The 26,153-nt window shown below is 62.3% G+C and carries 35 protein-coding genes and 1 tRNA gene; 18 read left to right on the top strand and 18 right to left on the bottom strand.

Annotated features, from left to right (window positions below; all coding sequences use genetic code 11):
• Positions 1-80 precede the first annotated feature (80 nt).
• The 4 genes from ACZ89F_RS09375 to ACZ89F_RS09360 are packed head-to-tail and all read right to left on the bottom strand — an operon-like array spanning position 81 to position 3,041.
• Positions 81-395 carry a hypothetical protein gene (locus ACZ89F_RS09375; RefSeq protein ID WP_476091436.1) on the bottom strand — a complete coding sequence of 105 codons (315 nt, stop codon included), beginning with the start codon at positions 393-395 and terminating at the stop codon, positions 81-83.
• A gap of 8 nt (positions 396-403) precedes the next feature.
• Positions 404-703 carry a hypothetical protein gene (locus ACZ89F_RS09370; RefSeq protein WP_476091435.1) on the bottom strand — a complete coding sequence of 100 codons (300 nt, stop codon included), beginning with the start codon at positions 701-703 and terminating at the stop codon, positions 404-406.
• Complete coding sequence (locus ACZ89F_RS09365) at positions 700-1,938, bottom strand: HNH endonuclease (protein WP_476091434.1); 1,239 nt, start codon at positions 1,936-1,938, stop codon at positions 700-702. Before ACZ89F_RS09365 ends, ACZ89F_RS09370 begins: the two co-directional genes overlap by 4 nt.
• A complete protein-coding gene (locus tag ACZ89F_RS09360; protein ID WP_476091433.1) occupies positions 1,827-3,041 on the bottom strand; it encodes a hypothetical protein in 1,215 nt (404 codons plus the stop codon). The genes ACZ89F_RS09365 and ACZ89F_RS09360 overlap by 112 nt, the downstream gene beginning before the upstream one ends.
• Before the next feature lie 302 nt (positions 3,042-3,343).
• Between ACZ89F_RS09360 and ACZ89F_RS09355 the strand changes: the two genes are divergently transcribed.
• Positions 3,344-4,414, top strand: coding sequence for an ISAs1 family transposase (locus ACZ89F_RS09355; RefSeq protein WP_476091432.1), 1,071 nt, complete (start codon positions 3,344-3,346; stop codon positions 4,412-4,414).
• A gap of 134 nt (positions 4,415-4,548) precedes the next feature.
• On the opposite strand, the gene ACZ89F_RS09350 is transcribed toward ACZ89F_RS09355, so the two are convergent.
• Together ACZ89F_RS09350 and ACZ89F_RS09345 are read right to left on the bottom strand one after the other, a co-directional pair.
• The gene (locus ACZ89F_RS09350; protein WP_476091431.1) at positions 4,549-4,869 is read right to left on the bottom strand and encodes a Bbp19 family protein; all 321 of its coding nucleotides are present in this window, start codon (positions 4,867-4,869) and stop codon (positions 4,549-4,551) included.
• Positions 4,866-6,623, bottom strand: a complete 1,758-nt coding sequence (locus ACZ89F_RS09345; protein ID WP_476091430.1) for a portal protein — start codon at positions 6,621-6,623, stop codon at positions 4,866-4,868. The genes ACZ89F_RS09350 and ACZ89F_RS09345 overlap by 4 nt, the downstream gene beginning before the upstream one ends.
• A 349-nt stretch (positions 6,624-6,972) precedes the next feature.
• Here ACZ89F_RS09345 and ACZ89F_RS09340 point away from each other — a divergent pair, with 349 nt between their 5' ends.
• Entirely contained in the window at positions 6,973-7,590 is a 618-nt protein-coding gene (locus ACZ89F_RS09340; protein WP_476091429.1) for a class I SAM-dependent methyltransferase, read from the top strand.
• A 339-nt stretch (positions 7,591-7,929) separates the two neighbouring features.
• Here the strand turns inward: ACZ89F_RS09340 and ACZ89F_RS09335 are convergent, their stop codons facing one another.
• On the bottom strand, positions 7,930-8,499 hold the full coding sequence (locus ACZ89F_RS09335) for a hypothetical protein (protein ID WP_476091428.1): 570 nt from the start codon (positions 8,497-8,499) through the stop codon (positions 7,930-7,932).
• Between the two features lie 519 nt (positions 8,500-9,018).
• Between ACZ89F_RS09335 and ACZ89F_RS09330 the strand changes: the two genes are divergently transcribed.
• Positions 9,019-9,390, top strand: coding sequence for a nuclear transport factor 2 family protein (locus tag ACZ89F_RS09330; RefSeq protein ID WP_476091427.1), 372 nt, complete (start codon positions 9,019-9,021; stop codon positions 9,388-9,390).
• 280 nt (positions 9,391-9,670) lie between these two features.
• Positions 9,671-11,050 carry an SNIPE associated domain-containing protein gene (locus ACZ89F_RS09325; protein ID WP_476091426.1) on the top strand — a complete coding sequence of 460 codons (1,380 nt, stop codon included), beginning with the start codon at positions 9,671-9,673 and terminating at the stop codon, positions 11,048-11,050.
• Positions 11,051-11,088: 38 nt separating this feature from the next.
• Here ACZ89F_RS09325 and ACZ89F_RS09320 read toward each other — a convergent pair whose 3' ends face one another.
• Positions 11,089-11,844 (bottom strand): phage terminase large subunit family protein, encoded by a 756-nt coding sequence (locus tag ACZ89F_RS09320; RefSeq protein WP_476091425.1) that lies wholly within the window; start codon positions 11,842-11,844, stop codon positions 11,089-11,091.
• Positions 11,845-11,975: 131 nt separating this feature from the next.
• Entirely contained in the window at positions 11,976-13,133 is a 1,158-nt protein-coding gene (locus tag ACZ89F_RS09315; RefSeq protein ID WP_476091424.1) for an FAD-dependent oxidoreductase, read from the bottom strand.
• 73 nt (positions 13,134-13,206) lie between these two features.
• Here ACZ89F_RS09315 and ACZ89F_RS09310 point away from each other — a divergent pair, with 73 nt between their 5' ends.
• The 4 genes from ACZ89F_RS09310 (at position 13,207) to ACZ89F_RS09295 (ending at position 16,041) form a co-directional block, all read left to right on the top strand.
• Positions 13,207-13,659: a MarR family winged helix-turn-helix transcriptional regulator gene (locus tag ACZ89F_RS09310; RefSeq protein ID WP_476091423.1), complete on the top strand. Its 453-nt coding sequence runs from the start codon at positions 13,207-13,209 to the stop codon at positions 13,657-13,659.
• A 119-nt stretch (positions 13,660-13,778) separates the two neighbouring features.
• Positions 13,779-14,036 (top strand): DUF6471 domain-containing protein, encoded by a 258-nt coding sequence (locus ACZ89F_RS09305; RefSeq protein WP_476091422.1) that lies wholly within the window; start codon positions 13,779-13,781, stop codon positions 14,034-14,036.
• Positions 14,029-14,961, top strand: a complete 933-nt coding sequence (locus tag ACZ89F_RS09300; RefSeq protein WP_476091421.1) for a hypothetical protein — start codon at positions 14,029-14,031, stop codon at positions 14,959-14,961. The genes ACZ89F_RS09305 and ACZ89F_RS09300 overlap by 8 nt, the downstream gene beginning before the upstream one ends.
• Positions 14,962-15,057: 96 nt before the next feature.
• Positions 15,058-16,041 (top strand): hypothetical protein, encoded by a 984-nt coding sequence (locus tag ACZ89F_RS09295; protein ID WP_476091420.1) that lies wholly within the window; start codon positions 15,058-15,060, stop codon positions 16,039-16,041.
• A 118-nt stretch (positions 16,042-16,159) separates the two neighbouring features.
• On the opposite strand, the gene ACZ89F_RS09290 is transcribed toward ACZ89F_RS09295, so the two are convergent.
• From ACZ89F_RS09290 to ACZ89F_RS09280, 3 genes are read right to left on the bottom strand one after another with little or no spacing between them, the layout of a single operon-like run.
• Entirely contained in the window at positions 16,160-16,855 is a 696-nt protein-coding gene (locus ACZ89F_RS09290) for a terminase large subunit domain-containing protein (protein ID WP_476091419.1), read from the bottom strand.
• On the bottom strand, positions 16,794-17,201 hold the full coding sequence (locus tag ACZ89F_RS09285; RefSeq protein WP_476091418.1) for a hypothetical protein: 408 nt from the start codon (positions 17,199-17,201) through the stop codon (positions 16,794-16,796). Before ACZ89F_RS09285 ends, ACZ89F_RS09290 begins: the two co-directional genes overlap by 62 nt.
• The gene (locus ACZ89F_RS09280; RefSeq protein WP_476091417.1) at positions 17,194-17,610 is read right to left on the bottom strand and encodes a hypothetical protein; all 417 of its coding nucleotides are present in this window, start codon (positions 17,608-17,610) and stop codon (positions 17,194-17,196) included. Before ACZ89F_RS09280 ends, ACZ89F_RS09285 begins: the two co-directional genes overlap by 8 nt.
• A 77-nt stretch (positions 17,611-17,687) precedes the next feature.
• On the opposite strand from ACZ89F_RS09280, the gene ACZ89F_RS09275 reads away from it, so the two are divergent.
• The 3 genes from ACZ89F_RS09275 (at position 17,688) to ACZ89F_RS09265 (ending at position 19,479) form a co-directional block, all read left to right on the top strand.
• Positions 17,688-18,503 (top strand): class I SAM-dependent methyltransferase, encoded by an 816-nt coding sequence (locus ACZ89F_RS09275; protein ID WP_476091416.1) that lies wholly within the window; start codon positions 17,688-17,690, stop codon positions 18,501-18,503.
• 288 nt (positions 18,504-18,791) lie between these two features.
• Positions 18,792-19,061 carry a hypothetical protein gene (locus ACZ89F_RS09270; RefSeq protein WP_476091415.1) on the top strand — a complete coding sequence of 90 codons (270 nt, stop codon included), beginning with the start codon at positions 18,792-18,794 and terminating at the stop codon, positions 19,059-19,061.
• Positions 19,062-19,173: 112 nt separating this feature from the next.
• The gene (locus ACZ89F_RS09265) at positions 19,174-19,479 is read left to right on the top strand and encodes a hypothetical protein (RefSeq protein WP_127255556.1); all 306 of its coding nucleotides are present in this window, start codon (positions 19,174-19,176) and stop codon (positions 19,477-19,479) included.
• 9 nt (positions 19,480-19,488) lie between these two features.
• Here the strand turns inward: ACZ89F_RS09265 and ACZ89F_RS09260 are convergent, their stop codons facing one another.
• The gene (locus tag ACZ89F_RS09260) at positions 19,489-19,917 is read right to left on the bottom strand and encodes a DoxX family protein (RefSeq protein WP_476091414.1); all 429 of its coding nucleotides are present in this window, start codon (positions 19,915-19,917) and stop codon (positions 19,489-19,491) included.
• Between the two features lie 213 nt (positions 19,918-20,130).
• On the opposite strand from ACZ89F_RS09260, the gene ACZ89F_RS09255 reads away from it, so the two are divergent.
• The 5 genes from ACZ89F_RS09255 (at position 20,131) to ACZ89F_RS09235 (ending at position 22,201) form a co-directional block, all read left to right on the top strand.
• Positions 20,131-20,322, top strand: a complete 192-nt coding sequence (locus ACZ89F_RS09255) for a hypothetical protein (protein ID WP_476091413.1) — start codon at positions 20,131-20,133, stop codon at positions 20,320-20,322.
• 548 nt (positions 20,323-20,870) lie between these two features.
• Complete coding sequence (locus tag ACZ89F_RS09250) at positions 20,871-21,050, top strand: DUF3606 domain-containing protein (protein ID WP_024501602.1); 180 nt, start codon at positions 20,871-20,873, stop codon at positions 21,048-21,050.
• 84 nt (positions 21,051-21,134) lie between these two features.
• The gene (locus ACZ89F_RS09245; protein ID WP_476091412.1) at positions 21,135-21,578 is read left to right on the top strand and encodes a GFA family protein; all 444 of its coding nucleotides are present in this window, start codon (positions 21,135-21,137) and stop codon (positions 21,576-21,578) included.
• 129 nt (positions 21,579-21,707) lie between these two features.
• On the top strand, positions 21,708-21,944 hold the full coding sequence (locus ACZ89F_RS09240; protein WP_476091411.1) for a DUF982 domain-containing protein: 237 nt from the start codon (positions 21,708-21,710) through the stop codon (positions 21,942-21,944).
• 11 nt (positions 21,945-21,955) lie between these two features.
• Positions 21,956-22,201, top strand: coding sequence for a DUF982 domain-containing protein (locus tag ACZ89F_RS09235; RefSeq protein WP_476091410.1), 246 nt, complete (start codon positions 21,956-21,958; stop codon positions 22,199-22,201).
• 9 nt (positions 22,202-22,210) lie between these two features.
• Here the strand turns inward: ACZ89F_RS09235 and ACZ89F_RS09230 are convergent, their stop codons facing one another.
• From ACZ89F_RS09230 to ACZ89F_RS09210, 5 genes are all read right to left on the bottom strand, one after another.
• On the bottom strand, positions 22,211-22,648 hold the full coding sequence (locus ACZ89F_RS09230) for a VOC family protein (RefSeq protein WP_476091409.1): 438 nt from the start codon (positions 22,646-22,648) through the stop codon (positions 22,211-22,213).
• Between the two features lie 187 nt (positions 22,649-22,835).
• The gene (locus ACZ89F_RS09225) at positions 22,836-22,970 is read right to left on the bottom strand and encodes a hypothetical protein (protein WP_476091408.1); all 135 of its coding nucleotides are present in this window, start codon (positions 22,968-22,970) and stop codon (positions 22,836-22,838) included.
• A gap of 90 nt (positions 22,971-23,060) precedes the next feature.
• A complete protein-coding gene (locus ACZ89F_RS09220) occupies positions 23,061-23,363 on the bottom strand; it encodes a hypothetical protein (protein WP_476091407.1) in 303 nt (100 codons plus the stop codon).
• A 127-nt stretch (positions 23,364-23,490) separates the two neighbouring features.
• Positions 23,491-24,018, bottom strand: coding sequence for an MgtC/SapB family protein (locus ACZ89F_RS09215; protein ID WP_476091406.1), 528 nt, complete (start codon positions 24,016-24,018; stop codon positions 23,491-23,493).
• A gap of 124 nt (positions 24,019-24,142) precedes the next feature.
• Positions 24,143-25,210: a sensor histidine kinase gene (locus tag ACZ89F_RS09210; RefSeq protein WP_476091405.1), complete on the bottom strand. Its 1,068-nt coding sequence runs from the start codon at positions 25,208-25,210 to the stop codon at positions 24,143-24,145.
• A 459-nt stretch (positions 25,211-25,669) separates the two neighbouring features.
• Here ACZ89F_RS09210 and ACZ89F_RS09205 point away from each other — a divergent pair, with 459 nt between their 5' ends.
• Both ACZ89F_RS09205 and ACZ89F_RS09200 read left to right on the top strand, forming a co-directional pair.
• Complete coding sequence (locus tag ACZ89F_RS09205; protein ID WP_476091404.1) at positions 25,670-25,963, top strand: hypothetical protein; 294 nt, start codon at positions 25,670-25,672, stop codon at positions 25,961-25,963.
• An 84-nt stretch (positions 25,964-26,047) separates the two neighbouring features.
• Positions 26,048-26,121, top strand: a tRNA-Gln gene (locus ACZ89F_RS09200).
• Positions 26,122-26,153 lie beyond the last annotated feature (32 nt).

Below are 26,153 nucleotides of genomic sequence, written 5' to 3'. Positions count from 1 at the left end.
CCAACAAGGTGATGCGGCCGATGAAAGGGGGCACTGCAGGCAGGATAAGGGGCGCAATCACTGCAATTCCAATCAAACGTTCAACTTTTGAAATTCTCGTCCACGAACATCTCGGCAAATCTCCCGGGCGGGAGGGTCGTGCCGTTGACGCGAGCGATTTCGACATTCCTCACCCACATATCCCGGATTGCTGCCGGCATTCCCTCGGGCATGTGCATGGACTGGGCGACTGCGTCATGCCACCGTCCATCGCCACCAAACAGAGATTGCAGTTTGGGGGCCATTCTTTTCAAGCCCTCTTCCGACTCTTGAGAAAGTTCTCCAATCGCCCAGAGCACATAAACATCCAGCAGTCTAAGCAGCGGCTGTCCGTCATAACGTGGGTTAGTCGACATTTAACCTCTCACGCATCATAGGTGGCATAATAAATAACGCGTTCGCAGATAGCGGGAATGCTTGGCTTTTCTTTCTGCGATGCAACCAAAGCCTCGGCAATCTCGATCGCAAGGTTGATTTCGAGAAAGTATGCCAGGCCCTCTTTAGCTGCCTCGGCTGGTACCAACACCCCATCCTGCTGAGGCAAAACCATTGCGTCTGAATCCTCTGTCCAAGGCTCCGCCGCGTAGATTGTGGGCTCCGCTGCGTAGACCGGGTCCTCCTCGTCAAATTCCGACAGCCGTCCAACGATATCCAGCAACTTCATTTTTTTCCCCATAGGGAAAATCCTCCTCGGCCATTCGGATGCAGTGTCTTCTGGAAGATATTCCCTCCATCATGTTGAGATCTAGGGACGAGTTGCATCACACCGGGTTCGTCTGCATGGTGCCAGCTGAAGCCGAGAGGTGCAGCGCGGGAGGCTAGCCCTGTCGGCGTTCGCTGAAGATTGAGACCCTGATTCAGCAAATCCTGAGCGAAAGCAATTTCTCCTTCCATCGTTTGCAATAGGGATTCGTTTGCAGCTTGGACGTGTACTGGGCGCGACGAGCCCGGATACAAGCTCGGGCTCAACCTCATTTCATATATTACACTATAGAATTGACCTGTAGGCGCCCGAATTGCTCCGGTACCCGCATCTTCCACGGCAAGTTCGGAACCGCTCTTGTTGGCAACGAGTCGTTCGGCACGCCCCGCCGCAATGGCACTCGTCGGGTCAACTGCTCGCGCGATCCCTTTGTCGGCGACAACAGTTCGACCAACCCCGGGCCACGGTATGAACCAGCCCAACGCATCATATCCCTGATGCATCGTCAGGTTCTCGATACGGTTTGACGGGTCGTAGTAAGCATCCGTGAAATCGGGAGGGCTGAGCGTTGCCTGGGTATTGCCGTCGGCAGCCATGGTAACCACCTTGGCCGCGAGTTCAGCTGCTCCGATCCCCGTATTGGCGACCGCCTTGGCAAGGGCTTTGCCCTGTGATGCCAACACCGAAAGCGTAGAAGGGGCCTTGTAGCCAGCAACCGGAATGATCCAACCCAGACCGGCATCGGCCAGTTGCCGGGCCACGGCTGCTCGAGCGACAGGGCCGGACGTTTCCGCAAGCAACCCGCTTACCTTCGCGTTTATCTCCTGCTGGTATGTACTCGGGCTGTCGTAATTATCGGAGAGATCACGGAGGATGGACAACGGCACGGGCTGAGGGTTCTCAATACCCAGTTGTTCCTGCGCGGCGACAGATATGGCTATCGCTTTGTCATAGGCATCCTTGTCATAGCCATTTGGATCCTCGAGCCCACCGCCGATCACGGCTTTCCAGGCGGCATCGACATTGGAAAACACTTCGCTGACATAGCCCCCGCCATCGGCTCGTCTGTGATTCATCACCAGCCCTACCGCAGCGGCGGTCGCCTCACGGCGCGTCTGGTCTTCCTGCGAACCGTTCGGCCCGGAATCGGCGTCGCGAAGGGCGGCATGAATTGCCTGGTTCGGCATGGTGCGCATGCCGAAAACCTGACGACCGACATCGGCTCGCCAGTCAAAGTCCCGGAAGTGCTGGTCGCCCTCATCGAGCCCATAGGCGATCCTGAATGCGTCCCGGCCAGGCATCTTGCCGGAATAGGCGCCGGTCCTTGCGATAGCGTCCGGCGCGTTCTGCTCGGCGAGACCGATGTTGGTGCGAAGCTCAACCTGCTGAGCCGTTTGGCCACCTCAGCCTGTCGAACCAGCGCGGCCTGTTCCTGTTGCGGAAGGTCGTCCCGAAACACCTGCGCCAGCATCTCTTCCGGCGTCTGTTTGCCAACGCGGTCACCTTTTCCCGCAGCCATCTTTGAGCTGCCAGAGGCGCCTGCGGTTTGCGCGACATCGCCGAAGGCATCGCTGCCGGAAGAGGCTGCCGGCGTCCCTCCCCCGAACATCTCCAGCGCCCGCTGCGGATCCTTGGCGATCAACGCCTCGAAGCGCGTCTTTGCGGCGGTGCTGAACCAGTCTTTTACCTTCTGCTGCCTGATCCCCGGGTCGAGCCCCATCTTGTCGATCAAGTCGAGCCCTTCCTGGCGGGCTGCTTCGAAGGTGACGGGATCGTCGGGGTTGGCGTTGCCGATGGCGATGGCGCTGGTCTTGAGCGCCGTGTCGACCTGCGCCTGCTCGTAGTCCTGACGTCGAGTCTTCTGCTGCTGCGCCATGCGCCGCGCGCCAACCGCGCGCATCGCTTCCTTCTGCCTGGCGAAGTTGGCGCGCTGGCTTTCGGGGATACCAGGCAAGGCATCATCGAACAGCGTGTCGAACAGGCCTGATTTGACCACCTGGCCGTTGCGCGGATCGACCAGGCCGTACATGGTCTCATGCAGGCCGCTGCCATCGGCAGGTGCGTTCGCCGCCACCTCGTCTTCCGCCTGCGCGATCCGGCTGGTGAACCGGCGGCGCGCCAGCTCGGCGTCGAACGCCTCCTGCTGGTCCTTCATCTGCCGGTAGCGCTCGGCGACAGCGGAAAGCTGGTCGCCAAGACCCTGCACGGCGCCGCCGATCGGCGACCCCTGCGGATATTGCACCGCGTTGCCGGTATCGAGCCGGCGCTGGGCAATGGAGAGGGGGATGATGCTGACCATCGGCTGTTTCCTGCCCAACTGGCTTTGAACAAAAGGGCGCGCTGGCGATCACGGCACGGCCGGGTCGCACGCACGCTGGCTGTCGCGTTCGCGGGTTTTGTCGGATCGACTTTTCTGGAAAATCCTGGAGCAGCGGTGCTGCCCGGGGTGGATCAGTGGACTTGGTCGGCAGCGCGACCACGTCGCGGCGACATTGACCGCTAGCCCCTTCTCCCCGTTCACGGCAGGGGAATCGCATATGGCGATTTTGAGCTTGAAGTTGGTTTGAGAAGGGATTCTTTGGGAAGGCAGTCCACTGAGGAGTGACTGCCATTTCTAGCCTTGAGAGCTATTTCGGCGCGGTCCCTGATCCGCGCGCGGCCAACGCCACGCACCGGCTTGGCGACCTGATCGTGATGATGATCGCTGCGAGCCTGTGTGGCGCGACCAGCGCAACGGAGTTTTCGTTGTTCGCGCAAGAGCGCAAACAGGCGCTGTCGCGCTTGATCGACTATGAGGAGGCGCCCAGCCACGACACCTTCTCGCGGCTGTTGCGCCTGCTCGATCCGGAGGCCTTCGGACGTGCGTTCGCCGCCTTTGCCGCGGGCTTTGCCCAGGCACGCCAGGGTGTGGTCGCACTTGATGGCAAGGCGCTGCGACGGGCCTATGAGAAAGGCCTTGCGGCCAGCCCGCCCCTGACGGTGTCAGCCTTTGCCAGCCAGACGCGGCTGTGTTTGGCGGCGGCCTCGCCCGGCGATGGAGACAATGAGGTCGAGGCTGCCCTCAAGGTCGTCGAACTCATTGATCTTACTGGTCGATTGGTCACGGCCGATGCGCTTCATTGCCACACGCGCATGGCCAAGGCCATCATTCAGCGCGGCGGCGACTATCTGCTCACGCTCAAGGGAAACCGCCGGCATTGGTTGGCTCGGGCCAAACAACAACTGGCCCAGACCACTCCCGCCGTCACTGAGCGGACCGAGACCAGCCATGGCCGCAACGAATGGCGGCAGGCAGAAGTCGTGGCGGCGCCCGACCCGCTGATGCCTGGGCACAAGGCCTTCATCCGCATCACCAGCCGGCGCGATCAGGCCAAGCCGCTGACGCGCCTGTTCATGGCCTCAACGCTGCTGTCCCCGCAGCAGGCGATCGATCTCACCAGAGCCCATTGGCAGATCGAGAACGGGCTGCATTGGATGCTCGACGTTCATCTGCGCGAGGACCTCAGCCGTGCCCGCAAGGACAACGCCCCTGCCAACACCGCGCTCCTAAACCGCATCGCCAGAAATATCCTTCAGGCCGCCGACATCGACAAAGTCCCCATCAGCCACCGTATCAAAAAATGCGCGTGGAATGACGACTATCTCATCCAGGCCATCACTCATATGCGATAGCCCTGCCGTTCACGGGGAGAAGGTCCCGGCAGGAGGTTGAGGGGCAGCGCTCGTTCCGAGATGCTGGCGCCGCCCCTCACCTGCCTGCCGGCATCCTCTCCCCGTAAACGGGGCGAGGGAGGCAGCTTCAGCGCCTACCCCTCCGCCCGCGCCGCCTTCTCCAGCGCCACCAGCTGCGCCTCGTCCAGCGTCAGAAACCCCATGATGTGCTGCACCACTTCGGCCCGCGCATTGCTGAGTGCGCTGTGCAGCTCGAAGCCGTTGGCCGTCCTGGTGCGCGCCATCCACTCGCCATAGGACGGACGCCGGTAATAGCCGGTCGTCGCCGCGAGATCGGCGAGCACCATCTCGCCGTCCTCACCTGAAAACACCCTGAGATACGCCTTGGCCAGCGCCTCCCGCGCCCTGGCAGGACTGCCGGCCTGCGCGGAATGGGCGAAGCGTTTCCGGCTCATGCGCCGCTGCCCGCCGGGCCGACGGGCTGCCCGCTTTGACCACCAGCGCCCTGCAGCATGCCTTGCAACCCGTCGAGCAGGCCGCTGTCGCGTGCCTGCACTGCCGCCGGCACGGCATCCTTGGCTGCCTTCCCCGCGGTGGCGATCGCCGCCATGCCGGCCTGCGCCTGTTGGGTCTTGGCTCTCGCGCCGCGCAACTCGTCCACCTCCTCCTTGCGGCGAAAGATGCGCTGCGGGCTGCGGCCGGCGCTCTGCACGATCTTGATCGCCTCGTCACTGTCGATGTTGTCCATCACGCCAGGGTCGAACTGCGCCATCTGCATGGCCGTCGTCACCACCTGGATGGTGTCGCGCGCTTCGGCCGAGCGGCGCAGCACGTCGAGCGGGCCGGTGAAGGTCGGCCGCACCGCCTTGCCGGCGAGGCTCTCCGGCGGCACAAAGCGGCTGTCTTCGTCATAGAGCCCCTTGTCCTCCAGAATGCCGAGCTCGCGGTCGAGATTGCTGGCGAAGCCGGCCTGGATGATCGAGCCGGACGGGCCGAGCAGCGCCCCCTTTTCCTCCTGCCTGATCAGCGCTTCGGTCGCCGTCATCTGCGGGTTCTGCACCAGCGTCTGGAACAGGTTGACGAACATCATGTCGCGGATCTCGTCGGCGCGGCTCTGCGCGTAGTTGAAGGCATAGGTCGGGTTCTGCCCGGTCGAGATCGGCGCGATCAGCGGCCGGCCATTGTCGTCGATCAGGCCCGGATAATTCTCGCCCGGATTGAGCACCGGCACATAGTCGAGCCGGGCCTTCGAGGCGGTGGCCGGATCGGTGATCTGCTGCAGCGCGCGCAGACCCGAGCGGCGCACCGCGTTCTCCTCGCGCACGGTCGTTAGTGCTTCTATGGTCGGCGAGATGCCGTAAGGGTCGCCCTCGTAACGCCGCCAGTTGAAGGTCGACACCGGAAACGTGCGAAAGCCGCTTTCCCGCACGATTTCCTCCTCGTCTTCGATGACATGGTAGGAGGCGAACGCCGTGTCGAGATATTGATACTGGCCGCCCAGCCGATACATCTTGCGCTCGTCGCGCGGCTGGATGCACTGGATCAGCGAGATTTTCGTCTCGCATTTGGCCGGATCGTCGGCCAGAACCTTGATGCGCGCCGGCAGTTTTTCATAACCGAGCAGCTGTGCCGCCTGCCGCGCCGTGCGTTCGTAGCGGCGGTGGAAAATGTCGACCTGGCCCCAGCGGTTACGGCTGAGATAGCCCTCGACCACGGGGATCGAGGCATAGCGGATCAGCGTGGCGCCGAACCCTTCCTCGGCATAGAGATAGGCCGGGCCATAGCGCACGACATTGCGCAGGCACGCCTGCGTCGCCGGCACGAAATTCGAATTGGCGGAGTAGCGCAGCGCAAACAGGAAATCGCGCAGACCTTCCGCCCATTCCTTCTCCTCGTCGGTTTCCTCATCGTTCATGGCCGCCGTCGACAGGCCATGCCATTTTTCCGACTGCGGGATGATCAGGCTTTCCAGCCCCGCGGCCAGCCGGTTGGCGGCCGAGTTGATGGTGTTGGCGTAGACGCGCGCACCCCGCCGCTCCTGCCGCTCGGCCTGCGAGTCCGGGCCGCCGGTTCGGCGGCCGCTCCAGATATCGGGCGCATCGGGGTCGCAGAACTCCGCCACCTGCTCCCACACAGCCTCATACTGGCTGCGCTCGCTCTCGAGCTCGGACTGGCGGGACAGGATATCGCGGGCGCGGGAATCGGTCATGGAAGGCCTCGTTGAGGTGAGGAATGGGGTCATGTGGAAGAAGGTGGGAGCCGCCGGCGAAGCTGCGGATCTCCCTCCTTGAGGGGGTTGAGGAGTGGTCCGCGCAGCGGACGGAAAGCCAATTGCTTGGCTTTTCGAACGACGAACGGCCGGCAGGCCAGAGGGGGTCGCCTCGCGTGGAGCGCCAACCTCATCTGTCGGCGACGGGGAGCCGCACCCGGTCGTGCCGACCCCCTCTGTCGCCTTCGGCGACATCTCCCCCTCGAGGGGGGAGATTAGGCCGCTGTCATCTTTTGCCCATTTGCCTAGACTACGTTGTTTTCCAGGCGGGGTTTTGGAGGAGGTCGATGTGACGACGACAAGCCTTGCCGGCACCCTGAAAAACCGCGGCAAACAGGTGGCGAAGCGCCTGCTTGGCTATGATTCCCGCAACTGGCTGCGCATCCGCCAGATCGAGGCGTTCACGCTCTTCCTCGAGGCCGGAAACCGCAAGGCTTCCGACGTGATCGAGATCTCGCCCGGCTGGAACCGCTACTGGCGTACCATCTGCCCCAATTACAGGTCGGTCGATTTCCCCGCCTTCGACATCTGCAAGGACCGCACCGACGAGCAATATTCGATCGTCATCGCCGACCAGGTGCTTGAACATGTCCGGCGGCCGCAGGCGGCGGTGCAAAACATCCACGCCATGACCAGGCCTGGCGGCTGGGCGATGGTGGCGACGCCCTTCCTCTTCCGGGTGCACGCCAGGCCGCACGACTACAACAGATGGACGCCCGCCGGCCTCAAGCAGCTGATGGTCGAGGGCGGCTTCCCGGAAGCCAACGTCAAGGTCCACGGCTGGGGCAACAAGGCGTGCGCCAGGGCCCATATCGGCGGCCCCGTCCGCGCCTACGGCCTGTGGCGGGACCTCAGCAACGACGAGGAATACCCGCTGATGGTGTGGGCGTTCGCGAGGCGAGCGTAATCTCCCCCCTCGAGGGGGAGATGTCGCCGAAGGCGACAGAGGGGGTCGGTGCGACTGGACGCCGGCATTCTCTTTTTAAAGACAGAAGGCCGAGTCCAGTCGTACCGACCCCCTCTGGCCGCTTCGCGGCCATCTCCCCCTCAAGGGGGGAGATTACCGCCGCCTTCTCATCACCCTCGCATGCCTTCTCCACACCCACCAATCCCACACACGCTTCCTGAAACTGCGCTTCATCGCGGTCATGGTCACATCCCCAGAAGCACGCGGCGCTGGCCGGTTAGGCTGCCCGGTGCGAGGTCGGTCTTGATGGTGCTGGCGGTTCCCTGGCGCTGTTCGAGCTCAGCCCGCAGTGCCGCCTCGCGCGCCTGCACGTCCTTGTCCTGCGCCGTCGGCGTTGGCGGCAGCGGCTTCAGTTCCGGTGGTTTTTGCAACAAGCACATGGTTCCAGCCTTCTCTTGTCCAGTCGTAGAGGAAAAAATCTTCGCCATTGCGGCCATAGCCCGGCAGCAGGCAGCGTTGCGTGGCGCCCAGCCGGCCAAGCCAGCGCAGCGCGAGATCATTGGCGGCCAAGGCGCGGGCCTCGACCCGCCAGGCACCCCGCGCCGCGACCTGCGGCCCGAGCACAGTGTGGAAGAACTCGGTAATGCCCGGCACGCAGCGCCGCATGCGGCGCGTGCCCCAGCTCCAGGCGATCCACAGCCCGCCACGCTGCTCGGCAGCGCCAAAGCCGGCCTCCGGATTGCCGTCGAGCTCGGCGACATAGGCAAACCCCTGCAACGCCGTCAGCGCCAGCAGCGCCGGCGACCAATGATCAAGCTGGCAGTCGATCTCGGCCCGGTCTTCGGGGCGCAGATTGGCCGCGATGTAGGAGAGATCGCGCAGCGTGGCGGGAATGATGCGAAGGGTCATGATACCGCTAGCAGAAGAAATGGATATGTATTAAACAGACGCGGCATATGTGTGAGGGGCCAAGCTGTTGCTATTCCAGAGACTCATGGGAGCCGTCCGTAGAGCTTGGAACGCAAAACTCCTAATGCGAATTGACGTGCCCGGGCAGAGCTTTACTATCTCATTCAAGATTTGGGAAAATGGCGAGGGCGAAAGGAAAGTCTACTTGATCGGCTCTTCAGCAGGAGAAAGCACAAGCTACCCCTTCCCTCCGCAGGACTTCGATCGCTTCGTGGAAGCCGCCATTGCAATTCGAACCAAGCTTCAGGAAGCGCCTGCGTTGCCGCCAAGCTCGGCGACATAGGCGAACCCCTGCAGCACCGTCAGCGCCAAGAGCGCAGGCGACCAAGGTCGAGCTGGCAGTCGATCTTGGCAATGGGTTGCACGTCCCGCTTTCGGGCGGAGTCTCCGCAGCTTGCGCACTTGACCGCCCCCGTCGCCAGTGACCTACTTCGGACATCGACGGTGGGAGACGGGCGAATGGACATTCGAGCGACACTGACGGAGCTATGCGAAGCCTTCAACGTGCACGATCTCGATCGCATCATGGCGTTCTTTGCCGACGACTGCGTTCTGGAGATGCCGAGGGGCGCCGAACCCTGGGGAACGCGCTGCGAGGGCAAGCGCAGCGTACGGGACGCGCTGGCGACACGCTTCGAAGGCCTGCCCGATGTCCACTACGGCAAGGCTGAGCACTTTGCGGACGAGGCCGCCGACACCGGCATGTCGAAATGGACCCTCACCGGCACCACCCGCGAGGGCGTGAAAAAGGAAGTCCGGGACTGCGACTTCTACACGTTTCGCGACGGCAAGGTGATCCGCAAGGATTCTTACTGGAAGATCGTGGAGTAACCCACGGCGTCAATTCGAGACATCGCGGCTAGGTCTCGACTAGGCCTTCGCCCGCCACCCCGCCCTGAACTCTCTCGAGAAATATCGTAGCGAACGCCCGTGCGAATTATCGGCTCTCAGAGTCAGACGCAAGGCGATTAGCGTCCAGCGGCAAGACAGAATTAAAGGATCGCCACGAAGTGCGCTGACCAATTCAATCTTTTCTCACAAAGCAATTGATTGATTTCTACTATTGCGCGACCATCGCGCGGGTGGGAACAACAGGGCGGGGAGCATTTGCATGCTAGTCAGTGTGTTTTTAGCAATTGTAGCAATCTGTCCTGGCCTATTGATAATTGCCATTTGGCAGTTTTTTCAAATGAGGAAGGAACGGAAGATTGCGCTGGAGAATCAGATTTTGCTCGCGGAGCACATCCAACGCTTGGAAACTAAGTACAAGCCGATATTGAATATAGAAGCCGAGGTAGCACGCCTGACTGGAGATGCGCAATTTCACGAAGACAGAATCTCGAACTTGCGATCAAACTACTCCGATAAGAAGGCGATCTTTGACCGATTGCTCAGAGAAGTTGCGGTCTTCGACGACAAGTTGGCGTTCGCCGAAATGGGTGTCTACGAGCCACACTTCGATTTCACGGACAGCGAGGAATACAAGGCCGCGATCTTGGCGGCGCGTGAGCAGCAGAAAGCCATGATATCAGCCGAAAGGGCTGTGATCTGCACCACTCAATGGCAGGTAGATGGCAGCTCTGCGAAGGGCCAGACGATGACCCGCCGTAACATTCGGTTGACGCTAAGAGCTTTCAACAACGAATGCGATGCCGCGATCGCCAATACGCGCTGGAACAACGTCAATGCTATGGAAAAACGCATCCTAAATGCCCAGGCTCAGATTGACAAGCACAACGCGTCCAACTCTATTTTCGTCACCGATGACTTCGTCAAGCTCAAGCTTAGAGAACTTTACCTCGCGCACGAGCATCGCGAGAAATTGAAAGCCGAAAAGGAGGAGAGAGCCGAAGCTGCGCGCCTCGCCCGCGAAGAGCAACGATTAATCCGTGATATGGAGCAGGCGCAAGAGGAGGAAGAGCATTATCAGCGCTTGCTTGATAAGGCAAAGATTGAGGCTGCGAAAATAGTGGGACCAAAGCTCGATGCCTTCGCCGATCAAATCAAACTGCTCGAACAAGACCTAGCGGCGGCGCATGCGAAAGTCGAAAGAGCGCAAGCCATGGCAGAGAAGACGCGCTCGGGATACGTTTATATCATCTCGAATATAGGTTCCTTCGGCGGCGATGTCGTGAAAATAGGGCTCACGCGGAGACTAGACCCCCTGGATCGCGTCCGGGAGCTTGGCGATGCAAGCGTCCCATTTGTTTTCGATACCCATGCGATCATCTATAGCGACGATGCCCCGACGTTGGAGCGTGCGCTTCACGGAGAGTTTGAGCCGACGCGGGTGAATGCCCAGAATTATCGAAAGGAGTTCTTCAGGGCTTCTCTTGACGATGTGGAAGCTGCGGTGAAACGCCTTGCACCAAATGCGCCATTCTTCAAGGATATCGAAGCCCAAGAGTATCACGAAACGTTGTCGAGAAGGCGACAGGCTCTTGAACTTGTCGAACATTCCGAACAGGCGGTGTTCCCAGACGCGATCTAACAACCGGCACACTTCGTCCAAGCGCCGCACGAACTCAATCACCGAAACGCCCCCAGCGGATCGCTCTGCCCCGCCGGCCTTCTCGCCGCCTTGAACTCGGCCGGATCCACCACCGCCTCCCGCAGCATCATCACGCCATAGCGGGTCGCCGCCATCAGGTCGTCCCGCAGCTTGACCACCTGGCCGTCCTTGCGATGGAACAACCGAAATTCCTCGAACCAGTCGGCGAGCGTCGAAAACACCTTGAAGCGGCCGGATTGCATGCGGTCGAGCATCTCCATCAGCCCGGCCTCGACCGAGACCGAACCGTCGGGGAATTGCGCGTGGCGGGTCAGCATGTTCAGCCCATGTGCTGAATACTGCCGGGCGAGCGCCACGCCCGCCCCTTCCAGCGTTTCGCGGCGGCCGTCGCGCGGCCAGGCGAAGGGCAGCCAGTCGCCCCACGGTTTCAAGGTCTGCGTCTGCATCGCCGGCGTCTGTTGCGAGGCACGGCAGGCTTTCGAGACATAGACGACATCGGCCTCGGTATCCCAGGCGAGCTCGACGGCGGCCGACGGATGGTCCCAGCCGAAATCGAGCGCGCCGAGCCTCGGCCAGTAGCGCGGCAGCCGGAACGGCTCGCAGGCGATCAGCGCCTCGGCCACCGGGAAGATGCGGCCCGAGCCCAGCACGGGAATGCCGCGCGCCCGGGCCTCGCGCTCATGCGCCGGATAGGCGGCAACGATCGCCGCGCGCTCGTCAGGGGAATAATGCTCGGCATCGTCGATGGTCATGAAGGTGACGTGGCGGGACATGGGGGGAATTCCTAAATCACGTTGCGAGGTGGCGGCTGTATGGCGTTGTTCCGACGCGATTTTTTGGGGGCAGCGCCGACCGACCGACGAATGGCTACTCATCAGCGCAAACAGTTTGATCAAGAGTTACCTCACCCAGCCGCTACCATCTCAGCCCGCATCTCCGCATGCTGCCTGACATGCTCGAGCGTCAGTTCCAGCCCGATATGCGACAGCTCGGTCGCGGCGGCCTCGGCCGCACGCGCGGCCGGTTCGACCACGCGTTCGAACATCTCCTGTTCATAGAGCTTCACCGCTTGCCTCCAGTCGCCAGCTTCCACCAGATGGCGGGCGAGTTCGGCGGCGTCGAGCATGGCGGCATTCACCCCTTCGCCGCCGAAGGGCGACATGACATGCGCGGCATCACCCAACAGCGTGACGCCGACCCGGTTCGGCCAGTGGTGGCCGATCGGCAGCGCGTGGATGGCGCGGGCGACGATGTGGTCGTTGCTGGCCGCGATGAGATCGACAAGTGCCGGCGCCCAGTCGGCGAACTCGGCCATCAGGCGCGCACGCGCCGCTGCCGGCGCGGCGAAATCGAAGGTTTTCTCCGCCCACTCGGCCGGCACGCGGAAGATGGCATAGCCCCTGAAATGCGCATTGGCGTTGCGCTGCACGATCATGCTCCTGCCGTCGCCTTCGGCGCCGATCTTGCCGCGCCCGACCAGTTTCGCCAGCGCCGGATGGCTGGCGTCGACATCGTCGATGCCGAATTCGATGAAAGTCAGGCCCGTATATTGCGGCCGGTAGCGCGAGACCAGCGGCCTCACCCGCGACCAGGCGCCGTCGGCGCCGACGACGAGGTCGAACGGCCCGACCAAATCGGCGCCGAAGGCGAGATCATAGGCGCCGTCGGCGCGCGCAAAGACCTCGCGCAAGTCGCGGCCCCATTGCACGGTGCCGGCCGGCAGCGAGGCCAGCAGGATGTCGCGCAACGCCGAGCGGTCGACTTCCGGCCGGTCGCCGCTGTCGTCGTCATCGGCCAGCATCAGCCGGCCATTCTTGTCGTAAAGCCGGCTGCCCTGGTCCTCATAGCGGGCAATGCGCAGGAATTCCTTTTCCAGCCCGGCGCGCCGCAAGGCGAGCTGGCCGGATTCGGCATGCAAATCGAGCGTACCGCCTTGCGGGCGGGCCAGCTTATGCTCCTCGCGCTCGAAGACCGTGGCGGCGATGCCGTTGAGGTGCAGGATGCGCGCCAGGGTCAGCCCAGCGGGGCCGGCGCCGACGATGGCGATGCGTGGTTGGGTCATGGACAGGGGTCTCGCATTGATTTATATAGGAGCCTATATAATAAACATAGGCACCAATGCAAGTCTGGACATCATGATCGACTGGAATCTGTTCCAAAACCCCGCCCCGCTCATCAACATGGCCTCGCGCAGCCTTGCGCGTCTCGGCGAGCGCCGGGTCAAGGCATTCGGCTTCTCGATCGGCCAGATGCCGGTGATCTATCTCTTGCGAGACGGCGGGGCGATGTCGCAGAAGGAGCTGGCGCGCTTCGCCAAGATCGAGCAACCGTCGATGGCGCAGATGCTGGCCCGCATGGAGCGCGACGGCCTGATCCGCCGCACGCCCGACCCGAAGGATGGCCGAAGCAGTCTCATTTCGCTGACGGAACCAGCACTCGCGAGCCTTCCCGCCGCGCGAGAAGCGTTGGGCGAAGGTTCGGAACAGGCGCTCGCCGGCTTCAGCGAAGGCGAGGTGGCAACGCTGCTCGGCCTGCTCAGGCGGCTCAACGAAAACCTCGACCGCATGGTGGCGCAGGAAACGGAGTGAGGTCTGGCAGAACCTGGGGTTCCTCGCCCCCACGAATGTGGGGGAGAGGTGGCGCGGCGAAGCCGCGACGGAGAGGGGGAATGGCGCGGACGTAACCAGGCGAAGCGAATCCAATCCCGTTGAGCCTGCACTCTACGAAGCCCCCTCTCCGCCGCTGCGCGGCCACCTCTCCCCCACCGCAGGCGGGGGCGAAGAACCCAAGTTCTGATGCGGTCTTATGTAGCAAAAGCACCAAAGCCGAATTGAAGCGAAAGGGCGTCACCTACGCCCAATTGGCCGAAAAGCTGGCGACTATGGACATTCACGAGACGGAGCGTAACTTGAACAACAAAATAAGCCGGGGGGCTTTAGTGCTGCGTTCTTGCTGCAATGTCTGACGGCAATCGCTACGACTACATTACGTTTGGATGGGTAGCCACAATTGTAGGACTGCTCGTTTTCGGGGCGCTGCTGGATTCAAATAAGACCGATAAATATCAAAGCTCCTACTATGCCCAGAAGTGCGCCGCAAAGTACCCAGACAGCCCCTTTGCGTCCGCCAAACTTCATGCCTCTACCGACGCACCACCAGCCAAACCAAGTGACGACGGCCATCAATCCAACCCGGACTGGTGTGACCTCGCAGCTCAGCAGAGCGTTGCCGAGGACACCACAAGGATAGATCGGATTAGCTTGGTAGGGCTGCTTGCGACGGTGATCGGCATTGGATTCATCTGGCAAACGCTTGAAGCCAATCGAAAGTCGACTGAAGCGGCGTGGGCCGCCGTCAAGCAAGCCGAGAAGTCGTCCAGACTTGATCTGCGGGCCTATCTCGCGGTTGCGCCAAAGGGCGTGAATCAACTGATTGGCACGCGAGAGGTGATGGGCCACATAGAGGTTCGCAACGTCGGGCGTCAGCCCGCGCGCAAGGTTGTTATCCATGTCCGAATGGGCTTGTTCAACGAGCGCATTCGCGACCTCGCGGAATTGCCAGTCGTCAAGGATTTGACTGAGAGTGAGCTGGCGTTCATCGACAGGGTGGTCCAACCGGGCGACAATCCCGCCCAAGGATCGGAGGACCGGGAGCCGCTTAATTTCATCACGCCGGATGAATGGAAGTACGTTTATGTTTGGGGCGTGGTCTATTACTTTGACGGCTTCGACAAGCGGTGTTTCACTCGGTTCTGCCATAGGTACGCTATCGCTGGCCGCAATCGGGAATTTGACGAGGAACCCGCGAGCGCCCCCGCCCCGACCGAGACCCGACATATCCTCTCCGCCGACAAGGCTAGATACCATCAGATGGGCAACGACGCCGACTAGTGCGGCCAATGCCGCCCGCGCGATCACCGCGCCTATCTGTTGTGGAGTAGCCACTTCTCCCGCAAGATGAATGCTTGTGCATTCTGGGGGGGTCCAATGCGAGGTTTTTTCTTTGCGCTGCTCATGGTGCTAATTCCACAACTCGCCGCTGCCGCTTCGCCACCAGAAAGCGGCGGGCAAGCAGAACAGGCAAAGCCCGAACAACACCAACAGACCGCGCCTAGTCCGCCGCCAGTAAGTCAGCCTCCAGTCGAGAGCGCCGACAAACCCGAAAACACCAATCCACCCTGCGATGCCGGACAAGACAATCGCAATTCCGACCTTTGCGCCCAATGGAAGGCTGCCGACGCCGCTAAGGAGTCGGCTGATTGGGCTAGGCGCTCCTACTGGCTGATCCTCGCCGGTGCCATCATAGGTGCCGCCACTTTGTTTGCCGCCATAGCCGCCGCTAAGTTTGCCAGAGACGCTGCTATGCATACCAAAGCCGGGGCCGATCATGCCGAGAGAAGCGCTAACGCCGCCGACAGAGCGATTATCGCGTCCGAGATGATCGGCTCGGCCCAGGTCCGAGCTTACCTCTACTGCAAGTCGGCGACCTACAAGCTCGGCAAAGACTGGATAAGCGCAATTGTTGAAATCGGTAACGCTGGGCAGTCGCCGGCGGCGGCCGTCAAGATATCCGGCAGTGTCAACATTCATGACGTTGGAGGGAGACCATCGATGCCGAGAGTTTTGGCGTGGCTCGGCTCTGAGACCACCGCAGTCGATGTCCAACCTATTGTCGCCAACGGCTTGGTATTGGAAGAAGTCCCGTTTTTCTGGGACCACAGTTTCGTCGTCGAAACCGATGAATACAGCTTTAAAGAGTCGATTTTCAGGACAGGGAATGAGGCGTGGTTCGATCTTACGATTGGCTGGAAAGACGTGTTTGACCGGCAGCATGAATTTACCGTCAGCATGAGCGCGGCTATCGATGCCTCTCCCTCCAGCCCAAAGAAGAGAAGGACTCGGACTGGCAAAATGGAGATCAGGATGGATGACCCGAGATTTCGCGACATCGGGCCAAAGGCAGATGGCTAAGGCAATCCATTTACACGCGCGCATAATGCGGTCCTTTCTTTAGGACCGGTCTACATTTAGCGTCTGCTCCTTGCCGTTTCTGCTTGGTGCTTTTGCTACATAAGACCGTTCTGATGCGTCAATCCTTCCCGATCTTTTCCACCTCAGCCGCCGACAAAAACAACAGCACCACATCCGACATCCCCAGGAGCGGCGTGAACGTGACGATCGTGATCCCACCCGTCGCGTTGGTGCGGGTCAGGCCTTCGGAATAGATGTCGAGCGGCGGTTCCTCGTCGAACCAGACGCCGTGCAGGGTCTCGCCCTGCCATTTCTCGCGGCCCTTCTCGAAGCTCTTGAACGACAGCACCGATTCATCGGCCTGCACATCACCGCCGCCGCCCCAGCGCACCACGACGCTGTCGAGCGCGCCCGGCGCGCCGCGGCCCATGCTGGTCTGGAGGATGGCGTCGGCGGGGATCATGCCAGTGCCCCAGGCCGCCTGCTGCTGCGGCGGGCCGATCAGCACGCGCTGCGGATTGTCGCGCGTGCCTTCGCCGGTCACACCCGCCGCCCACAGCCGAACGCTTGAGTCAAAAACCTTGCCTTGCCACCACGCGGGATAACGACCGGTGAGATGCATGGCCCATTCGGCGCCGCCGGCTCTGGTCTTGCCGAGCTGGTTGCCGGCCATGAACAGCCGTTCGCGATTGGTGGCACCTGCCGCGTGAAACTCGGCCTGGCGTTGATACGGCTTGTAAGCGGCAAGCAGATTACCGCGCCGCCTGCGGTCCAGTTCCGCCAGCAGCGCCAGATATTCCGTCCTGGCCGACATCAGCGAAGTCTTCGAGGAACGGTTTGACGACGGCTTCGAGGGCGCGGATGCGGCTGCGGATCTCGTCATCGCTCAGGCCGTCCATTTGGTCGATCGTGGCATTGAAATCCCTGGGCAGCACCGAAAGCACGATCTTCAGATATTGATCGGGCTTGTCGGCACGCACCTCGGCAATGACGCCGGCGCCATACGCGCGGAAATCGGCGCGCACGGCGGCCAGGAAATCATCACCCAGCGTTTTCTTCGCGCGCTTGGGGCGCGGCTTCGGCGCAGCCGCCGGTTTGGCGGCCGGCTTGCGCCTTGTCGGCTTGCGGCGCGTCGGCCCGGCGGCGGTTTTGTCAGTCATGGACTAGGCCGTCCGTGGCGTTGGCATCGGCAGCGAAAACCAGTCCAGCCTTTGGCGTCGCCGATCTGGCCCGGCTGACCGGCTTCTTCGAGCGGGCGGATTTCTTCTTTGCCTTCTTGGTGCGCTTTGGCTTTGCCGCGTTGGCAAGCTTCTGCGCCGGGGCAGGCTTCGCCGCGCCGGCCCGCGCCTTGAGGCGCGCCATGACCAGACCGACAAGCTGCCCGCCTATGCCGGCCTGCGGGAACCCGAAGCCGCCGGCCGCATCCCGCACCATGCCGATCAGCACGCCGGGCGCGACCTGCTCGACACGGCCGAGACGCGGCCGCGGCGCGGCGCCCTCGAACTCGCCGATGGCGCTGACGACCTCCTGGCCGTCATCTCCGGTGATGATGGTGGCGTAGCGGGTCATGAATCACGTTCCTGAGTCAGCGCGCGTTGCGGAAACGAGCCGTTGATGGGAAGCTGGCTGTTTGACGGAGGACGGCCATGAGCAGCGTCACCACGCATTACGGCAGCGATGGCATCGTCGAGCGCATACTGGCCGCGATTCCCGACGCGAAACCCGATAGTCTCAGTGCCGCACAACTCTATCCGTTCGACCAGCTTCATGGCCGCGAGCTCATCGCCACGCAGGACCATGCCGCCCGTCTGGCCCCCTCGCCCACCGACCGGATCCTCGATATCGGCAGCGGCATTGGCGGTCCGGCGCGCTTCCTTGCCGCCACCTATGGCTGCGATGTCGACGGCGTCGACCTCACGACAGCCTTTGTCGAGGCGTCCGGCCGACTGACCAAACTCGCCGGCCTCGGCGACAAGGTTCGCTTCCACGAAGCCAATGCGGCGAAACTGCCCTTTGCCGAAAACACATTCGACGCGGCAATCTGCTTCTATGTCGGCATGAACATCGCCGACAAGGCCGCCGTGATCGCGCAGGCTCTTCGCGTTCTGAAGCCGGGCGGCAAGTTGATCTGGACGGAAGCCGTGCTGGCCGGCGGTGAGCCGTACTATCCGTTGCCGTGGGCGGTTGCGCCGGAGACAAGCCACCTTGTCGATCGAAACACCCTGAAGACCCTGTTCGTCGACGCAGGCTTCCACATTGACGAAATCGTCGACGAGACCGGCGAACATGTCGAACTGGCGTTGAAAAGAGCCAGTTCCGGCATCGTCCCGTCGCCCGCGCAACAGCAGGCCAATGAGATCGTGCTTGGCGCCGAATTCGTGCAGCGGCGCAAGAACTACATCCGCAGCCTGAGCGAGGGCAAGCTGGCATCGCTGGCCGTCATCGTCTCGAAGACTGCCTGACCGGAGCCCAGGTCGCTCCGCAAGGGGGCAGAAACACAAAACCCGCCTCGGCGGCGGGTCGTTGGCGCAAATCAGCACCATGGACAAATATGTAGCATGGCTGCCCTCACCCAGTCAACGATTTTCTGAGAAAAAATTCCTATCTCGATCGAAGCCCCTGCCCCGACGCCCACCGGTAAGCGTGGAAGGCCGCTTTTGCCGGCCGGCTGGTCATGAGCCCGCAGCTGTGAAATCATCAGTCAAAGCTCATGGAATGATTCCCGTCACACGCCCTTATGGGAGAGGACGATGGACAGACCAGCCATGGCATCGGTGTTCAGGATGCGGCATGCACCGGCCACGGTTTCCGGAGTGCGCAGCACCGGCCAGGGCCAGGCCGATCCGGTCATCCGCGTGCGGTCGCTCGGCGAAGCGATCCGCTTCGTCGCCCACGCCTACCCCCAATACGACATCAGCGCGGTCGCCATCAGTTGCAGCGACCCTTCGGTCATGCGCCTCGGCAGCCTGGAGGCGAAGGCGCTGTGGCGCGAATATGGCGAGCGCCTAACGCAGGAATAGGCCGCTTGCCCCGGCCTGCGGTCTTTCCGGCCGAAACCGGTTCCGCGCCGCCTTCCGGATCGGAAACGCCGCTGGCGCGTTTCAATTACGAGCAATGGAGGGAAAAATCGCCATGAACGTCGCCAACCTGCAACTCGAGGGCCTGCTCATGGCCGTCGCATCGATCAACCACGTCCTGGTTCGAAAAGGCATACTGACGGCCGAGGAGATCGACATCGCCTTGCGCAAGGCCGAAGCCAGCGAAACCAGCCAGGAGCGATCCGAAGGCATGTCGGCGTCCAGCCGCGATGCCGTCAACTTTCCGATACGGCTGCTGGAACTCGCCAACCAGTGCCAGCCGGAGGCCGACATGCCCTCCTTTTCAAAACTGGCCCGCATGGTCGGCAAGGTGAAGGAACCCTATAACGACCAGCTGTGATTCGGCGCCTCAAGCCCTGCCCGGCCATCCCAGGTCGAGCGAAAGCACCTTGCCCGGACCATGCACCGCTGCAAACAGCAGTCCGGCCATGAACGAAAAATGGTCGATGAAGAAGCCAAACTCGGCCTGGTTGCCGGCCCAGTGGCTGGGTCCGTGGAAAGAAAAGCCGAGGAACAGCACATAGACGGCGGCGATCAGGGCCGCCTGGGTGAAGAAGGCGCCGGTCAGGAAGCACAGCACAAGCGCCACTTCCAGGATCGCCGCGCACCAGGCGAGCAACAGCGGAAACGGAAAGCCGGCGGCGGCGATGTAGCCGGCGGTCGCCTCCATACCCATGAATTTGAAGGTCACGGCCATCAGGAAGACGCCGGCGAAGATCAGCCGGGCGATGAGAAGGGCCGCGGTCTGCCATGGCGATTGGGTGATTTGCGACGACATGCTCTTTCTCCAGCTTTGCAGGTTGTTCGCTCCTAGGACGCGCGACGATCGCCAGGTCCGACACCCCCAAGTCAATTTTTTCTCGACAAGCGCGATGCAGGCGCTCCGCCACAGATTGGGATGCCTCTTGAGACCATGCACAGTGCCGGCAAGATCGATTTTCGGTTTGCCGGCTGACCGTATATTATTGCCCGCTCAAAGGGGGAATCGGACATGGCCAAGGCATTGACCATCGGCGCACCGCGGCATCAGGCGATGAGCACCGCCTATGAGCAGGAGTGCAGGGAGATGCTCGTTCCCCATCTCGACGCGCTGCTCGACAAGGTCGAGGCCGCCGGCTGGGACCGCGGGCAGGCCGCATCGGCGCTCATGTACCTCGCCGCCATGCGCCTGAAGCCCGCCTGACGGCGCGCCGCCCGGCTCGTGCGGCCTTCCCGCGCCTCGCGAAAACATGAAACTTGTTGGTAACCACGAAAGTGTTATTGTTAGTTGGGGCTAATGCACCGGTTTGTACCGGTGTAGCTATTCGGGTGGGTTGAAATGGGCACGCGCGTCAGGTTCAGGACGAAATCCCATGGCGTCCAGTCTACGGCGCTGGAGTGCAGCGGCTGCGGCGGCGGCGGTCAAGTCTTCCAATGTCCGCGCTGGACCAGTTCCAACGGCCATTGCTGCCCCGCCGGCACGCACCAGCGCGGCTGCCCCGGCGTCAGCACCGCATGCACCGAATGTGACGGCGATCACCTTTCCGACGGCGACCCGATGCGGCCATCGGCCTGATACAAGCTTGCGAAGCCTTTCCAGCCCCGTAGCCGCACCTGATGGCGTTCGACGGGGCATGGCGTTATTGTCGTGCCGGTGGAACCAGCGACGCCGATCTGTGTTATGTCCTGTTGATCGCGGGATCGGGCGCCGACGGCTGCGCGTTTCCCCGACAACAGAAAGCGAGGCCTGAGATGGCTGACGACAAGTCGAAGACGAAACAGGACCGCAAGCTGGTCTCGAGCGAAGAGCCCTACGAGGTCGCTGCCTTTGCCCGCAAATACGGCATTCCACCAAGCGAGGCGCAGACCATCATCAAGCGCTACGGACCATCGCGCAAGAAGCTCGACGCCCATATGGCGGCGCGCGGCTAGAGCCTTTTCCCGGGATCGGGACGGGGCTGCAACTCTGCACCTGTCCCACCCGGCCCGCAGCGCCACGCAATGACGGAGGTTGCCATGTCCGACACCATACGCAGGACCGGCAGTTGCCTGTGCGGCGGCGTGCAGTTTCAGGTGCACGGCGCGCCGCTGCGCATTGGTCTCTGCCACTGCAAGGATTGCCGCAAGGCCGGCGGCTCCGCCTATTCGGCCTTTGCCATCTGGCCGCGCGAGGCCTTCGAGACGACGGGCCTCGTCAGTTCCTATGGCACGCGCAGCTTTTGTCCGACCTGCGGCGGCCGCGTCGCCTGGGTCGACGACAACGAGGCCGAGGTGATGATCGGCAGCCTCGACATCGCGCCGACCGATCTCGTACCCGAATATGAATTGTGGACATCGAGGCGCGAGACCTGGCTGCATGCCTTGCCCGGCACGGAACAGTTCGAGCACGACCGGCCGGCGGCGCACGACGCCGAAGTGCCGATGCCGAGATCGCTGTCGGACGTCGATGCGGCCGAGTAAGATTTGATTTTGCCGGCAGGGAACCCGCCCCTGCCGGCGACGTTATCCGGCGCCTCGTCCTTTGTGCATATCGTTTCCCAAAACCGCTGTGCACTTTTGGGCGACAGGCATCAGTCACGGAGACGACCGTTGAACGACAAGATGTTTCCCCACCCCATCAGGTTGAAGTTTGCCCCCGAGCGTGAGCGCGTTGTCCGCAGTGCCTGGGAAGGCCTGGAATGCCTCGGCGACTGGCCGGCCGGCCAGGGCCGGCAATACCGGGCGGCCCTGCGCAGCTGTCGCGACGCGCTGGACGGCTGGACGCCGCCGGAAAAGGCGATGCGGGCGATGATCGACGCCGCCCGCGAAGCAAAATTCCTCCAGTAGCGGAAATCCACATGGCCCAGTTGATGCTGTCCACGCCAATGCGGATCAGGCCGCATGGCTCCGACACGATCCGCGACATCACCACGCTCGCGGATGCCAGCGAGATTCTCATCGACTGGCCGCAGGCCAAGCGCGGCCCGTTCTATCAGGCCGCGCGCGAAAAGGTCGAAGCCGCGCTGGAAAGCAAGGCAGGCGCCGCCGATGCGCAGGAGGCGTTTGCGGCGCTGTGCAGCCATGCCGGCGTGCTGGTGCGGTAGTGGTTGCGCTTAGGAGAGTTCCTGGGCGAGTCCGATGAGAAGCCCTTCAGGCCCACGGATGTAGCAGAGCCGATAAACGTCCTTGTACTGGACCACTTCGCCTTCGAGCCGCGCCCCGCGCGTGCCTAGCCTTGCAAGCGTGTCGTCGATGTCGTCCACGGTGAACATGACGCGGAGGTAGCCAAGGGCGTTGACCGGGGCGTTCCGGTGATCTGCGACGACAGGCGGCGTGAGGAAGCGGGAGAGTTCGAGCCGGCTATGGCCGTCCGGTGTGCGCATCATGGCAATCTCGACATGCTGATCGCCCAGACCAGTGACACGTCCGGCCCATTCTCCTTCGATCGTGGCCCGCCCCTCGAGTTCGAGGCCGAGTTCCCGAAAGAACTCGACCGCCCCACCGAGGTCTTCGACGACGATTCCTACGTTGTCCATGCGCTTGAGCGCCATGTTTCAGTCTCCTGCATGAGAGTATGACCGCGTTGCTCCTCGATGGCGGGCATCCAGGTCAGCTTGAATCATGGACCGCCTCAAACCGCCACCTTGTTTCCCAACTGTCTCCTGGAGGTTCATGACTTCGATGAAAAAGCAGGCGGGGCATCATGCCTCGCCTGCTTTTTGTTGAAAATCGGTCTGATCAGTCGGCGGGAAGCTCGCCTTGTACGATCGGGTTGGAGCTTTCGAAGCCAAAACTCTTTGGCGCCAGCAGAACCAAAGCAATCACAACGGCAATCGAGGCAAGCAATGTGGCCGTGGTCGCAATATCTCTCACAATAATTTCTCCAGATTCCAGTCGTGAGAGAAACGTTCCTAAGAAACCGAAGTTCCATTAGCTTGAGCGATGATACCGGCGAGCCTGCGTTTATTGTTTAGGCGGCTGAGCCGGCACCTGCCCCGGCTTGATCACCGGCGTCTTGCCTTCATCGGGCGCCGGTGCTGCCATGCCCTGGTCGCCGGTGGCGGGCGGTTTCAGCACACCGCCGCAATCGTTGAGCGTCTCCGTCAGACTGTCGCTGCCAGGCTGCTGTTTTGCACCTTGCTCTGTCTGGACCCGGCATTTGTCGGCCTGGGGCGCCTGGCTGTCGTTCTGCTGGTCCGTCTGGGCCGCAGCCGGCATTGCCAGCGCCAGCATCAGATTGAATGGGACAATGGCGAGAAGTCTCATCTCGGCCTCCTTCTTCCTGCTCACGGCCGCCCGCGGCGACCTTTCCCTTCACAGGGACAACGCCTGTCGATAAAAAAGGTTGGCCGCCTCCGCGCCGGCCGCGTCGGCAGGCTCTCTTCCCAGAGATCTACCCGCGCCGTCGCCTGGCCGGTGCCGAGGTGGCTCCCTTATCCTGCTCGCCGGCGACGTCGGGTCCGATCTCGAGCCGGTGCAGAAGCCCGGCAACGACCAGCACGATCAGCGTGCCGAACCCGGCCACTTGCCAAAGACCCAATCCGCAGGCAACGCCGATCGCGCCCGCCAGCCACATGCCGGCGCCGGTCGTCAGCCCGTGCACCTCTCCGCGCGAAAACATGATCGAGCCCGCGGCGAGGAAAGCGACGCCGGCGGTCACCGCCTCCACCACCCGGATCGGATCGACCTTGACGGAGCCCTGCGCGAACATCGGCGCATGCACGATCTCGATCGTCAGGATGCCGAAGGTCGCGGCGGCGACGCAGACGAGAATATGCGTGCGAAGCCCGGCGGGACGGTTGCGCCATTCGCGCTCGAAGCCGATGACCGCGCCATAGAGCGTCGCCAGCAGCAGCCTTGCCGCAATGACCGGAAACGATGTGTAGGTGGGATGGCCGAATTCCTCGACGAGTTGTTCCATGATGTCCCTCCGAAGACCTGACGCCCACAACGTGGCCGCCGGGCCACGGTTCCTGAATTCACGACGGATGCGGCAAAGGCTCCCCAATTTCCTGAAACGCTTTTGCGGTGAGGCGACCGGATCCTCAAGGGCTGAAGGACGTCTCGGTGCCGGCAGCATGGGCTTCGGCGCCGAGTTGCGGAACGATGATCGAGTCCAGCGGCGCCGTCAGCGACCAGCTGAGATGGCCGGGGCTGCGCTCCAGCACCGCCGAGCCGTTCAGCGATTGCGGCGCGACCCGCTGCAGGACGACGGTGCCAAAACCCTTGCGCGTGCTTTCGTCCCGCCGCTCCCCTTCATGCACCGGCATCGTCTCGTCCCAGACGAGATGGATTTCCCGCTTTCCCGAGACACCGGCAGCGATCTGCCAGGTGATCTCGAGCCGCCCTTCATCACCAGCCAGAGCGCCATATTTGGAAGAGTTGGTGCCGAGCTCATGAAAAGCCATTCCGAGATTTTGCACGGCGTTCGGCTGCAAGGTCAAAAGCGGTCCGGAGAGCGATACCTGCTCCTCGTGCCCGAACGGCTTGAGCTGCTCCTGGATGAGATCGAAAAGGCTGGCGCCGGCCCATTCCGAGTTCACCAGCAGATCGTGCGACCGCGACAGCGCCATGATGCGGGAGCGGATCAGCGCCTCGAACTCGCGTGGATCGGTCGAGCGTTTGCTCGTCTCCCTGACCATCGAGAGGATCACCGCGAACTGGTTCTTGACGCGATGATTCACCTCGCGCAGCAACAGCCGGATCCGGCGCTCGCTCTCCTTGGTCGCGGTGATGTCGCGGGCGATCTTGGAGGCGCCGATGATCTCGCCCGATGCATTCCTGATCGGCGAGACGGTCAGCGAAACGGCAATGATCCCGCCATCCTTGCGTCGCCGGATCGTCTCATAGCTGGCCACGACTTGGCCATTGCGAACCCGGCCGATGATATCGGCCTCTTCATCCCTGAGGTGATCGGGAATGAGCATGAGTATGGACCGGCCCACGGCCTCCTCGGCGGTGTAGCCGAACATGCGCCGCGCTGCCCCGTTCCAGCTGGTGATGACGCTGTTCAGATCCTTGCTGATGATGGCGTCGAAGGACGAATCAACGATCGCCGCCAGCCGGGAATCGGCGGTGATATGGACCAGGCCGCTGTTTGCCAATTCTGTCATTGCCCCCACCTTCCAATATCACGTCGGCCGCCTTGCGTCTCGCGTCTCGCAACCCTTGGGCTCACACAAGGGATTCCGCCCACGCCCAGCAATGCGTGGCAGAGCATTTTGGTTGCAGTCGGCACCCGACATTGCGTGGCCGCGAGCTGGGAGCCAATTTCAGAATCAGTTCGGTTTGGGGGTGACACGGTCAGGAGCATCCGACGGAGGATCGGCGGGATCCCGCTGCGGGCAATCCTCGTAGCGGTGGTCGCGGCCGCCACAGAAGGAACAGCACATGGCTTCACGATCCCCGTTTCCGGGCCGCCATTGCGGGGTCTCGTAGGGCTTCCTGCCATCCATCCCCAGCAATGCGCGACGGACCATTTGGTTGCGCTGAAAAAGCCGGCCAGCCGGTTGTTGCGGAACCACCGGCCTGGATGCGAGTTTCGCGTCACACATCAGCTCGAGGGAACCGCCATGCCGACGCGCCGAACTGCCTTGATGACGGCATCGATCCTGCTTGCCACGACCGGCCTGGCCGACGCCCGGCCCGACACGCGCACGATGAGTTGCGGTCAGCTCCAGCAACTGATCCAAAGCCATCGCGCCGTGGTGCTGACCACCGGCCCCAACACCTATGATCGCTATGTCAGGCAGTTCGGCAACGAATGCGACTGGCCCGAAGTGCCGATGTCGGCTTACGTCCCGACCCGTGACGGCCATTGCCCGGTCTACCGCTGCGAAGAACCGGTCAACAACTTCCCGAACTGATGTCGCTTGCCACCATCCTTTGCCGCTGCACTGCGTTGATCCCGGCGCTCGAACCGGCTAGGGGTGTAGGCGCGACTTGCATTTTCCCGCTTCGTCTAATGGTAGGACAGCGCCCTTTGAAGGCGTGAATCGTGGTTCGAGCCCATGAGCGGGAACCAAAATCAAATGTTTGCAAAGAGCAGATTGATCA

This window comes from Mesorhizobium sp. USDA 3734 (genome assembly GCF_056279665.1).
This window is presented reverse-complemented; position numbering and strand designations above follow the sequence as displayed.